The organism is Sphingomonas azotifigens NBRC 15497, assembly GCF_002091475.1.
Taxonomy (GTDB): Bacteria; Pseudomonadota; Alphaproteobacteria; order Sphingomonadales; family Sphingomonadaceae; genus Sphingomonas; species Sphingomonas azotifigens.
Genome location: NZ_BCTR01000014.1, coordinates 116,880 through 129,891, shown reverse-complemented (window position 1 = coordinate 129,891; position 13,012 = coordinate 116,880). Strand labels below are relative to the sequence as shown.

Annotated in this window: 8 protein-coding genes; 2 read left to right on the top strand and 6 right to left on the bottom strand. The window is 67.4% G+C overall.

Annotated features, from left to right (window positions below):
- Positions 1 to 44 precede the first annotated feature (44 nt).
- The gene (locus tag SAZ01S_RS06905) at positions 45 to 2,861 is read right to left on the bottom strand and encodes a TonB-dependent receptor (protein ID WP_084581344.1); all 2,817 of its coding nucleotides are present in this window, start codon (positions 2,859 to 2,861) and stop codon (positions 45 to 47) included.
- Between the two features lie 265 nt (positions 2,862 to 3,126).
- Between SAZ01S_RS06905 and SAZ01S_RS06900 the strand changes: the two genes are divergently transcribed.
- Positions 3,127 to 4,155, top strand: a complete 1,029-nt coding sequence (locus SAZ01S_RS06900) for a LacI family DNA-binding transcriptional regulator (RefSeq protein WP_084581342.1) — start codon at positions 3,127 to 3,129, stop codon at positions 4,153 to 4,155.
- 2 nt (positions 4,156 to 4,157) lie between these two features.
- A complete protein-coding gene (locus tag SAZ01S_RS06895) occupies positions 4,158 to 5,648 on the top strand; it encodes an MFS transporter (RefSeq protein ID WP_084581583.1) in 1,491 nt (496 codons plus the stop codon).
- A 1-nt stretch (position 5,649) separates the two neighbouring features.
- Here SAZ01S_RS06895 and SAZ01S_RS06890 read toward each other — a convergent pair whose 3' ends face one another.
- Genes SAZ01S_RS06890 through SAZ01S_RS06870 form a run of 5 tightly spaced genes read right to left on the bottom strand, consistent with a single transcriptional unit; the run spans position 5,650 to position 12,733 of the window.
- Positions 5,650 to 6,675: a cupin-like domain-containing protein gene (locus SAZ01S_RS06890; protein ID WP_245824673.1), complete on the bottom strand. Its 1,026-nt coding sequence runs from the start codon at positions 6,673 to 6,675 to the stop codon at positions 5,650 to 5,652.
- Positions 6,672 to 8,204: a tryptophan halogenase family protein gene (locus SAZ01S_RS06885; protein WP_084581340.1), complete on the bottom strand. Its 1,533-nt coding sequence runs from the start codon at positions 8,202 to 8,204 to the stop codon at positions 6,672 to 6,674. Before SAZ01S_RS06885 ends, SAZ01S_RS06890 begins: the two co-directional genes overlap by 4 nt.
- Positions 8,201 to 9,799, bottom strand: a complete 1,599-nt coding sequence (locus SAZ01S_RS06880) for a tryptophan halogenase family protein (RefSeq protein WP_084581338.1) — start codon at positions 9,797 to 9,799, stop codon at positions 8,201 to 8,203. The genes SAZ01S_RS06885 and SAZ01S_RS06880 overlap by 4 nt, the downstream gene beginning before the upstream one ends.
- Positions 9,786 to 11,222 carry a tryptophan 7-halogenase gene (locus tag SAZ01S_RS06875; RefSeq protein ID WP_139809969.1) on the bottom strand — a complete coding sequence of 479 codons (1,437 nt, stop codon included), beginning with the start codon at positions 11,220 to 11,222 and terminating at the stop codon, positions 9,786 to 9,788. The genes SAZ01S_RS06880 and SAZ01S_RS06875 overlap by 14 nt, the downstream gene beginning before the upstream one ends.
- The gene (locus tag SAZ01S_RS06870) at positions 11,219 to 12,733 is read right to left on the bottom strand and encodes a tryptophan halogenase family protein (protein ID WP_084581335.1); all 1,515 of its coding nucleotides are present in this window, start codon (positions 12,731 to 12,733) and stop codon (positions 11,219 to 11,221) included. The genes SAZ01S_RS06875 and SAZ01S_RS06870 overlap by 4 nt, the downstream gene beginning before the upstream one ends.
- Between the last annotated feature and the right edge of the window lie 279 nt (positions 12,734 to 13,012).

Here is a 13,012-nt window from a genome sequence, read left to right as displayed (position 1 = left end):
ATGGAACGGCCCGGTCCCCGCGCTGAGGACCGGGTCGCCTGACGTCAGAACTTGTACGTGATGCCGAGATAATAATCGCGGCCGTAGCGCTGATATTCGCGCACGAGGCGGGTATCGCCCGCCTCGGTGGTGATGAACGGCGCGTCGGTCAGGTTCTTGGCCTGTGCCAGGATCGCCAGGCCGTGGAGTGGCCCGGACTGGAACTCATAGCCGATCTGGGCATCGAGCACGCCTTCGGACTTGCCGGTGCGGAACTCCGGACTGGCCGAAAGCCCCGCCAGCTCCGCCAGGAAGCTGTCGCGCCAGCGATAGGTCGCGCGCGCCTGGAAGCCGTTCTTCTCGAAATAGGCGGTGCCGGTGGCGATCCACTTGGACTGGCCGGGCAGGGTGACCGGCTGGTTCGGGTTGCTGCCATAGACGACGCGGCTGTCGACATAGGACCCGCTGGCGAACACGCCGAACCCGTCGAGCGCCTTGGCGAACATGCTGAACGGCACCGATGCGGTGGCTTCGACGCCGAGAATGTCGCCGCGGCCGGTATTGTCCGGCGTCTTCACCAGGCCGAACTGCGCGTTCTGCGACCGCACGATCGCCTGCGCCGCTGGGGGCAGGGCGTTGAGCAGCGCCGAGAAGTCGTACAGCGTGCTGTTGTTCGGATCGACGAAGTCGGTGAGGTGCTTGTAGAAGCCCGCCACCGAGAGATAGCCGCCGCCACGCAGATATTTCTCGATCGAGATGTCGATATTGGTCGACTGGTACGGCCGCAGGCGGAAGTTGCCGCCGTCAGAGCTGAACGGGCTGTTCTGCGGCAGGCTGCCCTGGCCAAGCTTCGACAGGTCGACATTCACCGCCTGGGTGATGCGTTCCTGGTCGAGGCGCGGGCGCACCATCGTCTGCGCGGCGCCCATCTTCACATAGAAGGCGGGCATCAGCTCGAGGCTGAACGTCGCGGAGGGCAGGAAGTTGGTGTATTTGGTGTTGTCGCGCACCGGTGCGGTGGTCACCACGCCGCCCTGCAGCGCTGCGATCGCGCCCGACGAGCCCTGGTCGGTATGCACCACCTGCAGGCCCAGCGTGCCCTTGAGCGACTTGCCGCCGACCATGCCGTCGATCGTCAGCTTGGCATAGCCGGTATAGACCTTCTCGGTGACGATATTGTCGCGCACCAGCGAGCCGGGGCGGTTGTCGAACACCGGCCGCAACAGCCCGTAGACCTTGAGCGGATCATAGGTCAGCATCTTCGGCACGCCGAGATAGGCGAGCGCGACCTGCTCGCCGAGCACGGCGTCGGCCGGCACCGCGAAGCTGGTCGGCGTGCCGCTGGCGATCGTGCAGCCGGTGCCCGCGCCCGGCGGGCAGAGGAAATAGGAGGTGTAGCGGCTCTGCTTCTCGCGCCGGCTGAAATTGCCGCCGATTTCCCAGCTCTTGACGATGCTGCCGCTGAACTCGCCGTTAAAGCTGGCACGTAGCGACTTGAGGTCGTCCTCGAAATCCGGGCGGTTGAGGAAGCCCGCCTGCACCACCGACTGGGTGCCGTTATAGCCCCAGCCGCGCGGGTCGGTCAGCTTGATGACGCTGGTGTTGGTATAGTCGAGCGTCGGCACGATGCTGTAGGTGCCGTTCGCCGTCTGGCTGATCTTGATCGTGTCCTTGGCGCCGGTGGTGTTGTAGCCGGTGCCGGAATAGGTCTCGAGCAGGAAGTCGGTGCGGGTGGCGTGGCTCCAGCTGGCGTCGACGACGAAGTGGATGCTGTCGCTCAGCTTGACGTCGTTGTTCCAGCCGAGCGAGATGTTCTCGGCCTTGCGCTGGTTATAGTCGTTGCGCTGAACGGCGACGACGTTGCTCAGCGTGGCGCTGGTCACCAGGCCGTTGGTGACGGTGTAGCCCGGCTGGATGACCGCGCCCGAGCCCCATTGCGGCGCGATCGGGAATTCGATGCCGCGCAGGCGCTGGGTTTCCTCGAAGTGCGAATAGAGTCCGTCGAAGGTCGAGTGGAAATTCTCGCTCGGCTGCCATTCCACCGTCGCCACGCCGCCATAGCGCTTGAGCAGGTTCGACTGCACATAGGGCTTGGCGCCGCCGAGGAACAGGTTGTTGCCGGCGGCGGATTCGTTGGGGAAGCCCCAGGCGGCATAGCGCTCGATCTGGGTCGGCGTGTTCTGCGCGGAGACGCCGATCGCCAAGCCCAGCGTGTCGTTCGCGAACTTGTCGACATAGGTCGCCGAGGCGCGATAGCCGTAGCGGGTGCCGTCCGGATTGAGCTTCTTCTGCTCGTTCATCTGCCCGCGCGCGGCGACGACGAAGGTGCGCTTCGATTGCGCAAGCGGGCGGAGCATGCGCAGGTCCACCGTGCCGGCGATGCCGGCGGCGATCAGCGAGGCATCGGCCGACTTGTAGACGTTGACGTTCTTGAAGAATTCCGAGGGGTACTGGTCGAACTCGACGCCGCGATTGTCGCCCACCGTCACCTGCTCGCGGCCGTTGAGCAGCGTGGTGGAGAAATCGGGGCCGAGGCCGCGGATCGACAGGCGCTGGTCACGGCCTTCGAGGCGCTGCGCGGTGACGCCCGGGATGCGCGCCAGCGAGTCCGCGATCGAGACGTCGGGCAGCTTGCCGATGTCTTCGGAGGAGACCGAGTCGACGATCATCGTGTTGTTGCGCTTGATGTTCGCCGAGCTGGCGAGCGCAGCGCGGAAGCCGGTGACGACGATCGTCTCGCCCGGTCCGCTGTCCTGCGCATCGGCGGCGGGGGTGCCGCTGTCCTGTGCGAAGGCGGTGGTGGCGATGCTGAACGCGATCGCGGCGGCACTGGCGCCAAGCGCGATGCGGGCGGCGCGACGGCCGCGGAAATGGCTGAGCAACGTGTCTCTCCCCAATCTGTCTCTACTGCCGGCTCTTGGTGGCCGGATGGTGCCCGCCCCATGCGGGATGCGCCGGTTCTGCGCAGCGCTGCATTCAATCTTGCAAAAGGGGGTATGGAGGCCAGTCGCTCACATACGTATTCAGGGCCGATCCGGACCCGCCATGGCCATTTGGCACCCCCGCGGCGATTGACGCGACGGTCGTCCTGCGCCCATGCATAATATGCGAAACGGCGACCACGGCCGTACGCCGGGAGGAAGCAGGATGGGCATGCAGCGCAAGCCTACATCATTCGATATCGCGCAACTGGCGGGCGTGTCCCAGCCAACCGTGTCCCGTGCGCTCCGTGGCGAGGCCGGCGTGAATCCGGCGACGCGACTGCGTATCGAGGCGGTGGCGAAGCAGTTGAACTACCGCGTCGACAAGGCTGCTTCCAATCTCCGTACCCGCCATTCCCAGACGCTGGCGCTGCTGTTCTTCGAGGATCCGACCTCGGACGATTCGCTGATCAATCCCTTCTTTCACTCGATGCTCGGGTCCATCATTCGTACCTGTGCCGAGCATAATCATGATCTGCTGATCAGCTTTCAGCAGCTGTCGAGCGACTGGCACACCGATTATGAGGATGCCCGCAAGGCCGACGGGCTGATCCTGCTCGGCTATGGCGATTTCGAGCTGTACCGCACCCGGCTCCAGGCGCTGCAGGATGCGGGGACGCATTTCGTCCGCTGGGGATCGGTGCTGTCCGATGGCGCGGGACTGACCATCGGCTGCGACAATCGCGGCGGCGGCGGCGAGGCGACGCGGCACCTGCTCGGGCTCGGCCGGACGCGAATTGGATTTTTGGGTACGGCCTCGAGCCACTATCCCGAGTTTCACGAGCGCTATTGCGGCCATGCCGCGGCGCTGACGGCGGCCGGCGTGGCGGTCGATCCGGATCTGCAGATCGACGCGATCACGACCGAAGATTCCGGGGCGGCCGCAGCCCAGGCGCTGCTGGACAGCGGCGCGGATTTCGACGCGATCCTCGCGGCGAGCGACCTGATCGCGATCGGCGCGATGCGGGTGCTCCAGGCCGCGGGCAAGCGCATTCCAGAGGATGTTTCGGTGATCGGTTTCGACGATATTCCAGCAGCCAGCTCGGCCAGCCCGCCGCTCACCACCGTGATGCAGGATGCGCGCCTTGCGGGCCGAACGCTGGTCGAGACGCTGATAGGGCGGATCCGCGAAAGGCCCGTCGGCCCGGCATTGCTCCCCACCAGGCTGGTCGTGCGCAAGTCGTGCGGGGCGTGAGGGTGGAGAAGCCGCGCCAGTCCTTCGCGGGGCTGTGGAACATCAGCTTCGGCTTTTTCGGCATCCAGGTCGGCTTCGCGCTGCAGAACGCGAACATGACGCGGATCTTCCAGTCGCTCGGCTCCCGGCTCGACGACGTGCCGGCGCTGTGGGTGGCGGCGCCGCTCACCGGGCTGCTGATGCAGCCGATCATCGGCCATCTCAGCGACAGGACCTGGCTCGGCCGGCTCGGGCGGCGACGGCCCTATTTCCTCGGTGGCGCGATCCTCGCCGCCTGCGCGCTGCTGGTTATGCCTTCGAGTCCGGCCCTGTGGTTCGCCGCCGGGCTCCTGTGGGTGCTCGATGCCTCGCTCAACATCTCGATGGAGCCGTTTCGCGCCTTTGTCGGCGACATGCTGCGCAAGGACCAGCACAGCGCCGGCTATGCGGTGCAGACCGCCTTCATCGGCGCGGGCGCGGTGCTGGGCTCGCTCTTCCCCTGGGCGCTGGAGCATCTCGGCGTCTCCAACGCGGCGGTGGCGCATGGCCCGCCGGATACGGTGCGCTATGCCTTCTGGTTCGGCGGCGCGGCACTGTTCTGCTCGGTGCTTTGGACGGTGCTGACCACGCGCGAATACAGCCCCGCGGAAATGGCGGCGTTCGACGGTCCTCCCGGGGATGACGACGGCGCGGCGGTGCGGCTGCTCGCGGCGCGGCATCCCGCGGCCGGGGTGCCCTGGGTCGTCGCGGGGGCGCTGGTGGTGCTTGCGGTTGCCCGGTTCGCGCTGGAGAAGGAAGTCTATTTGCTGGGCGCGCTGCTGATTGCCTATGGCGTCGCGCAGGCGGTCGCGATCATGCGGGCGCGGGCAGGCAAGGCCAGCATGCTCGGTCATATCGTCGGCGATTTTGCGGGCATGCCGCCGCTGATGAAGCGGCTCGCGCTGGCGCAGTTCTTCAGCTGGTCGGCGCTGTTCATCATGTGGGTCAACACCACGCCGATCGTCGCCGGCGCCTTTTACGGCGCGCCCGATCCGAAGAGCGCCGGCTATCAGCAAGGCGCCAACTGGGTCGACGTGCTGTTCGCCACCTATAACGGTGTCGCGGCAGTGGCGGCGCTCACCCTGCTGCCACTGCTCTCGGCGCGGTTCGGCAAGGCGCGCACGCATATCTTCGGGCTGCTCTGCGGGGCGGCGGGCTTTGCCAGCTTCTTCGTGGTGCGCGATCCCGCGTGGCTGCTCGCCAGCGAGATCGGCATCGGTATCGCCTGGGCCTCGATCCTCGCCATGCCCTATGCGATCCTCGCCTCCAGCCTGCCCCAGGCCAAGCTCGGCATCTATATGGGGCTGTTCAATGTCTTCGTTGTGGTGCCGCAGCTGCTGGTCGCAACGGTGATGGGCTCGATCATGAACCACCTCTTCCCGGGCGAGCCGATCTGGACGATGGCGTTCGCCGCCGCCACGCTGCTGCTCGCTGCGCTGGCGATGCTGCGGGTGGCGGCGCTTTCGCGCGACTGACCTAGCGCTGCGCCTCCAGCGCGCGGCGCAGCGTATCGCGGGCGCGCTGGACCTGTTCGGGGGTGGGTTCGCCCAGCACGCCGCGCGCCGCTTCGGGGATATGCGCGGCGGGGTCGCCGTGGAGCTGGAACACCAGGTGATCGAACATCGCCCGCCAGCCGCGCCGCTGGTCCTCCGGCAGCATCCGCAGCGAGAACAGCGCGTGGAGCAGCGCGTCGTGCGGATTGAGCATGTCGCGCTGCGCCGGGGTCCACCAGTAATTGGCGAACAGGTTCACCGGCTCGAGCGAATCGACCGCGTGCCACCATTGGAACGGGATGTAGATCGCATCGCCCGGGCCGAGCTCGGCCACCTGCGCATGTTCCGCCGCAGCGGCAAAGCGCGGGAAGCGCGCCAGATCGGGTTCGGCGATGTCTACGAAGCTCGTCGGCGTGCCCGCAGGGGTGAGTTCGAGCGGGCTCATATAGAGGTTCGAGACCTGCTCGGGCGGGAACAGCGTGAAGCGCCGGCGCCCTGCGACGACGATGCCGACATTCTCCATCAGGTCGTAGTGCAGCGCCACGCGCAGCGCGTTGCCCAGCCACAGGCGCGGCGCGACATCGGCGTCGACGAGCGCGATCGCATTCTCGTCGGTAAAGCCGGGGAGCAGTTCGGGCGCCGGGATCGACTGCACCGCCATCGCATAGCCGGTCGGCCGCTCCAGCTCGCGCAACAGCCGGTCGAGGAACGGGTCGAGCGGGGAGACGCCGCGCACGAAGTTCATCCCGGTCACGTCGTCGTTGTAAAAGAAGCGCCCCTTGATCGACGGATCGCCGACGATCGCGCCGACCGGCGCGTCATGACTGAAGCGCTTGCAATAGTCGACGATCGCCGTCGGCCCGGTACGCCCCGCCTGCACTGCGGGCCACGCCGCGCCGAGGCCGCGCAGCACCACCGGTTCGCGCGCCGGGCGGATCTCGGCGTCGAAGCGCGCGCGGGTCATCGCGTCCAGTTCGCGCACCGGTTTCGGTGCGGGGAGCGGGCTCACGAAGCTTGCCGTGCGGGCGTCAGGTCGCAGCCGATCTGGCGCAGATAATCGTCCTGCAAGGGCATGGCGTTGGCCGTCTGTTCAATCACTTGAGCGATATGCTTGAGACGCTGGAGCGCCTCCTCGTCTGATAGCAGATCGGCGATCGGATGATAGCCCTGCGGCTCGATGCCCTGGCCGCTCATCACCGAGAGCCAGCTGGTCTCCGTGAACAGCTCCTGATGCTCGCGGAAGATCCGGCCGCTGCTGCGGAACATGGCGAGCTTGTCGCGCAGCCCCTCGGGCGGCGCCAGCATGCGGCAATAGTTCCAGAAGGCGCTGTCGTCGCGCTCGGTGGCCTTGTAGTGCAGCACCAGGAAATCGCGGATGTCGAGATATTCCTGCGCGGTATCGCGGTTGAACCGCTCGATCGCGGTCTGGTCGAAGCTGCGCGTCGGGAACAGCGCCATCAACCGGGCGATGCCCGACTGGACGAGATGGATGCTGGTCGATTCGAGCGGCTCGAGGAAGCCGCCGGCCAGCCCGAGCGCGACGACATTGCCGATCCAGGCGCGGTCGCGGTGCCCGGCGCGGAAGCGGAGTTGGCGCGGCTCGGCCAGCGGCGCACCGTCCAGATTGGCGAGCAGCGTCGCGGCTGCCTCGTCGTCCGAGAGATGTGCGCTCGAATAGACATAGCCGTTGCCGATGCGGTGCTGGAGCGGGATCCGCCACTGCCAGCCGGCGCTGCGCGCGGTGGAGCGGGTGAGCGGCACCCGGTCGCCGCCCAGCGTGCAGGGTACCGCTACCGCGCGGTCGCAGGGGAGCCAGTCGGTCCAGTCGGTGAAGCCGCTGCCCATGGCCCCTTCGATCAGCAGGCCGCGAAAGCCCGAGCAATCGATGAACAGATCGCCGGCGATCTCGGCGCCGGACTCCAGTCTCACCGCAGTGACATGGCCGTTGCCATCGTCCTGCGCGACCGAGACGATCCGCCCTTCGGTACGGCGCACGCCCGAGGCTTCGGCCAGCTTGCGCAGATAGCGGGCATAGAGCGCGGCATCGAACTGGAAGGCATAGCCGATCTTCGACAGCGGCGAATTGGGCTGGTCCGGTCGCGGATGGGCAAAGCGGCCGCGCTGCGCGCCGACAATGCCCAGCGAATAGGCGTCGAGCGGCGTCGGATCGCCGAGCGCGCGCGCCTTCAGCCAGAAATGGTGGAACTCCACCCCCAGCATGTCCAGGCCGTAGAATCCGAACGGGTGGACATAGCGATGCCCGATCCGCGTCCAGTCGACGAATTCGATGCCCAGCTTGTAGGTGGCGTTGGTCTCGCGGACGAATTCGGCCTCGTCGATGCCGAGCATCGTGTTGAACAGCACGATCTGCGGGATCGTCGCCTCCCCGACGCCGACGGTGCCGATCTCGTCCGATTCGACCAGCTCGATCGACAGGCCCGGCAGGCGCCCGGCGATCTTGCCGATCGCGGCGGCTGCCATCCATCCGGCGGTGCCGCCACCGACGATGACGATGCGCTGCAGGCGATCATCGATCATACCGGCGACCCCGGCTGGGCGAAGGGCGCTTCTTCGGTGAAGGAGAAGACCGGCAATGCCTCGGCGGCCGGCGCAGGGGCCGGGGCGGGGCGGGCACCGGGAGCACAATGGGCGAGGAACTCGGCGTGGCTCGGCAGCTTCTGCGCGGTTTCCCAATAGCCGCGGCGCATCTGCTCCAGCGCCTCCGCCACCAGATTCTCGTCGAGCGCATCGGCGGCGGGCTCGTGCGTGCGCGGCACGATATGTTGCCCCAGGCACACCGCTACCCAGCTGGTGTTTGAGAACAGCTCATGGCCGTCGCGGAACAGCCGGCCCTTGCTCTGAAACAGCGCGATCTTGGTCGCGAGGCTCTCCGGTACGTCCATCGTCCGCACCTGGTTCCAGAACGGCGTGTCGGTGCGCGTCGTCGCCTTGTAGTGGAGGATGATGAAGTCGCGAATGTCCTCGTACAGGTCGCGCATCTGGCGGTTATATTCGTTCCGCTCGATCGGATCGAAGCGCTTGTCGGGGAACAGCGCGATCAGCCGGGCGATCCCGCTCTGGATCAGGTGGATGCTGGTCGATTCGAGCGGTTCGAGAAAGCCGCTCGACAGCCCGAGGGCGACGACGTTGCGCGACCAGCTCTCGCGCCGCCGCCCGGTGGTGAAGCGCAGCCGCCGCGGATCGGCCAGCGCCGGTCCTTCCAGCGATGCCATCAGCTGCCGCTCGGCGGTGTCGTCATCGATGAAGTCGCTGCAATAGACATGGCCATTGCCCATCCGGTGCTGCAGCGGGATACGCCATTGCCAGCCGGCGGTGCGCGCCGTGGAACGGGTGAAGGGATCGGGTTCGCGGACGTTTGCGCAGGGCACCGCCACCGCGCGGTCGCACGGCAGCCAGTGCCGCCAGTCCTCATAGCCGGCCTCCAGCGCCTCCTCGATCAGCAGCCCGCGAAAGCCGGAGCAGTCGATGAACAGGTCGCCGGCGACGGTGCGGCCGTCCGCCAGCGTCACCGACTGGACGAAGCCATCCTCGGGGCGCAGCGTGACGCCGTCGATCTTGCCTTCGATGCGGGTGATGCCGCGCGATTCCGCCAGGCGCCGCAGCAGCTTGGCATAAAGTCCCGCATCGAAATGATAAGCGTAGAACAGCTCCCGGATCGGCGACTGGGCGGTTGCCGACGGGCGGGCGAACTTGCCCATCGACGCGGCCACCGCGCTCATCGACCAGGCGGAGATGTCCGGCATCGTCCGCCGGGCGCGCTCGCGCAGGTAGAGCTGGTGGAAATGCACCCCCTGCAGATCCTGCGCGTAATTGCCGAAGGGGTGGAAGTAGCGCTCGCCCAAGCCGCCCCAGTCGACGAACTCGATGCCCAGCTTGAAGGTGCCGCCGGTCTCGGCGAGGAACAGGTTCTCGTCCAGCCCGATCATCTGGTTGAAGCGCAGGATCGGCGGGATCGTCGCCTCGCCGACGCCGACCGTGCCGATCTCGTCGGATTCGATGAGCGTGATGCGGGTGTAGCCGTTGTTGAGAAAGCGGGAAAACGCCGCGGCCGCCATCCAGCCGGCGGTGCCGCCGCCGACGATGACGACGTCGCGGATATTATGCTCGTTCATACAGATGCCTTGCTTGCGCCGCGCGGAAACCGGCGGGCGTGGGGAGGGGGTGGATCGCCTGCGCGATCGCGGTCTGGAATGCGGCCATCGCGCGCGCTGCCTCGGCCGGCGGCACGCTATCGACCAGCGGATCGAGATGCCGCGGCAGCACGCCCTGGCCGAGCAGCACCGCCAGCCAGCTGTCGCGATCGAACGTCTCTTCTTCGTAGAAGGGCAAGCGGCCGCGCGCGCGGAACAGGCGCAGCGTGTGGGCGAGCGAGTCCGGCAGCGGCATTTCGGCCATGTCGCGCCAGAAGGGCTCGTCTCGCCGTGCGGTGACATAGTGGAGGAGCACAAAATCGCGCACCCGCCGTGCCTCGGCGAGCGCCTGGCGATTATATTCGGCGCGTTCGAGCGGGTGGGGTGCGCCGGCAGGCAGCATCGCGATCAGGCGGTCGATCGCGCTATGGGCGAGGTGGAGGTTGCTCCACTCCAGCGGCTCGATGGTCACCGCCGCGTCGCCGATCGCGACGACATTGTGCCGCCAGGGCTCGATCGAGGCGCCGGCGTCGAAGGCGATCGCACCGCCGCGCGCGTTGCCCTCTGCCTCCCGATAGACCGCGCCGCGCTGCATCGCGCCGGTCCATTGCCAGCCCCGCGCGGTGGCGGTCACCTGTTCGAGCACGGGCAGATCGGCGGGGGGCGGCACCAGGTCTTCCAGCACCAGCCGGTCGCAGCGAAGCCAGCCGCGCCAGTCCTCGCGCGGCGCGTCGAGCAAACCATGCAGCAGCGCCGCCGGGCCGGAGCAGTCGGCATAGAGATCCGCCGTCAGCCGGGTGCCGTCGCCGAGCACCACGGCGGCGATACTGCCCACGGCGTCCCGCTCGACGCCCGCCAGCGCGCCTTCCTGGCTGCGCACGCCGACATGGCGCGCGAACGCCACGAGCATCGCGGTGTAGCGCGGCAGGTCGAGGGTGAGCCCTACGCCATGGGCCCCGAACGGCCCATCGCCGTTCGGCAGCACGAAGCGGCCGGCGCGCGCCATCGCCGCAGCTGCGGAGAAGGTGTCGAACGGTGGCGCCGTACCCGCCAGTGCGGCGCGGATCCAGAGCTGGTGGAAGGGGGCGCTGCCCATTCCCTCGCCGTGGCGCGCATAGGCGTGGACATAGTCGGGCTGGCCTTGCACCCAGTCGCGGAACAGCGTGCCGAGCCGATAGGCGCTGCCAGTTCGCAGCACCGTGTCGTCGAGGCCGAGGCCGAGATCGTCGTGAAAGCCGAAGATCGAGGGCAGGGTGGTGGCGATTCGGTCTGCCAGCGCCTCCGCCGGCGGGGCGAGCGGCAGGATCGTCACGTCGAGCAGCGGCACGCGCCGCTTGAGCGCGGCCGCGGTCGACCAGCCGGTCACGCCGCCGCCGACCACCACCACGCGTCGCGGTGCGCTCATGCGGCTGCGGCCATCGCGCAATAGCGGTCGATATAGTGCAGATGCTCGGGCACCTGCGCCACCGTCGCTGCGATCTCGCCGTGCAGCGCTTGCATGCTGCGGGTGAGCATGGTCGCATCGGGCAGGTCGGCGCGCGGGTCATAGCCTTCGGGCTCGATCCCCTGGCCGATATAGACCGCGATCCAGCTCGCATCGAGGAACACGCCCTCGCGATACTTCACCACCCGGCCGGCGCGGCGGAACAGTTCGATCTTCTCGGCGAGGCTGTCCGGCACTGTCATGGTGCGGACATAGTTCCAGAAGTCCGTGTCGGTACGGGTGGTGGCGTGGTAGTGAAGGATCAGGAAGTCGCGGATGCGATCATATTCCATGTCGATCAGCCGATTGAATTCGTCGCGCTCGATCGCGCACTTGGCCGAGTCCGGGAACAGCTCGATCAGCGCGGTGATCGCCTGCTGGACCAGATAGATGCTGGTCGATTCGAGCGGTTCGAGAAAGCCGCTCGCCAGGCCGATCGCGACGCAATTATGGGCCCAGCTGCGCCGCCGCCGGCCGGCGCGGAAGCGCAGCGGGCGTGGATCGGCGAGCGGCGCCCCCTCCACCGCGCCGGTGAGCGCGCGTGCGGCGTCCTCGTCCGTGGTGAAGGCGCTGGCATAGACATAGCCGTTGCCCGTGCGGTGCTGCAGCGGGATCCGCCAGCGCCAGCCCGCCGGCATCGCGATCGCGCTGGTGTAGGGCGTGACCGCGGTCTCCGTCCGGCACGGCATTGCCACCGCGCGATCGGCCGGCAGCCAGTGGTTCCAGTCCTCGAACGGCTCGGCCAGCGCCTCGCCGAGCAGCAACGAGCGGAAGCCCGAGCAGTCGATGAACAGATCGCCCTGGATGGCCTGGCCATCCTCCAGTCGGACGGCCGTGATGTTCCCGCTGGCCCCGTCGCGCAGCACTTCGACGACCTTGCCCTCGGTGCGGCGGGCGCCAAGCCCCTCGGCGATCCGGCGCAGATACGGCGCGAACAGCAGCGCATCGAACTGATAGGCATAGCCATAGGTGGAGGCGAGCTTGTCGGGGTCGGTCGCCGGCAGGTCGAACCGGTTGCCGCGCGCGAGCATGCAGGCATAGGAGAAATGTTCGAGCGGCGGCACCGCCACGCCGGCGCGCCGCAGCCGCGTCCAGTAATGGTGGAAATCGACGTCGCCCTTACCGCGGCCAAAGGTGCCGAACGGGTGGACATAGCTGTCGCCGATCTTCCCCCAGTCGCGAAATTCGATACCCAATTTGAACGTACCGCGGGTCCAGGCCATGAAATCGGCTTCGCGGATGCCGAGCCTTTCGACGAAGCCGCGAATGTGCGGCAACGTTGCCTCTCCGACACCGATCACGCCGATCGCCTCGGACTCGATGAGGTGCAGACTGCAACGCCCCGGCAACAATCGGGCGAGCGCCGCCGCTGCCATCCAGCCCGACGTACCCCCGCCGACGATCACCACGCGTAGACTCGGTCGCCCGGCCATGGCCCATCCTCTCCCTCTCCGCCTTAGGCTTACCAGCATTCCCTGCCGGTCTGTCAAACCCGATCCGTGGGGCTGCCCCAGCGGCCATATGACGCAGCGTTGCAAACGGGTTACACTCGTTTCAGAAAAATTTCTGATCCTGTTAGCGGTCGCATTGCCAAGCTGCGTCCGATCTGGTGTACAAGGCCTGACAACATTGTCGTGACCAACGAGTCACATGCAACTTTGGAGGAGGGGGTCTATGCGATCGGCGTCGCACGCGCGTTTCCGCGATATCAG

What these genes read in the sequence shown, in the direction of transcription:
- SAZ01S_RS06900 (WP_084581342.1), top strand. Translation starts at nt 3,127, where the DNA reads ATGGGCATGCAGCGCAAGCCTACATCATTCGATATCGCGCAACTGGCG.
- SAZ01S_RS06885 (WP_084581340.1), bottom strand. Translation starts at nt 8,204, where the DNA reads ATGATCGATGATCGCCTGCAGCGCATCGTCATCGTCGGTGGCGGCACC.
- SAZ01S_RS06880 (WP_084581338.1), bottom strand. Translation starts at nt 9,799, where the DNA reads ATGAACGAGCATAATATCCGCGACGTCGTCATCGTCGGCGGCGGCACC.
- SAZ01S_RS06875 (WP_139809969.1), bottom strand. Translation starts at nt 11,222, where the DNA reads ATGAGCGCACCGCGACGCGTGGTGGTGGTCGGCGGCGGCGTGACCGGC.
- SAZ01S_RS06870 (WP_084581335.1), bottom strand. Translation starts at nt 12,733, where the DNA reads ATGGCCGGGCGACCGAGTCTACGCGTGGTGATCGTCGGCGGGGGTACG.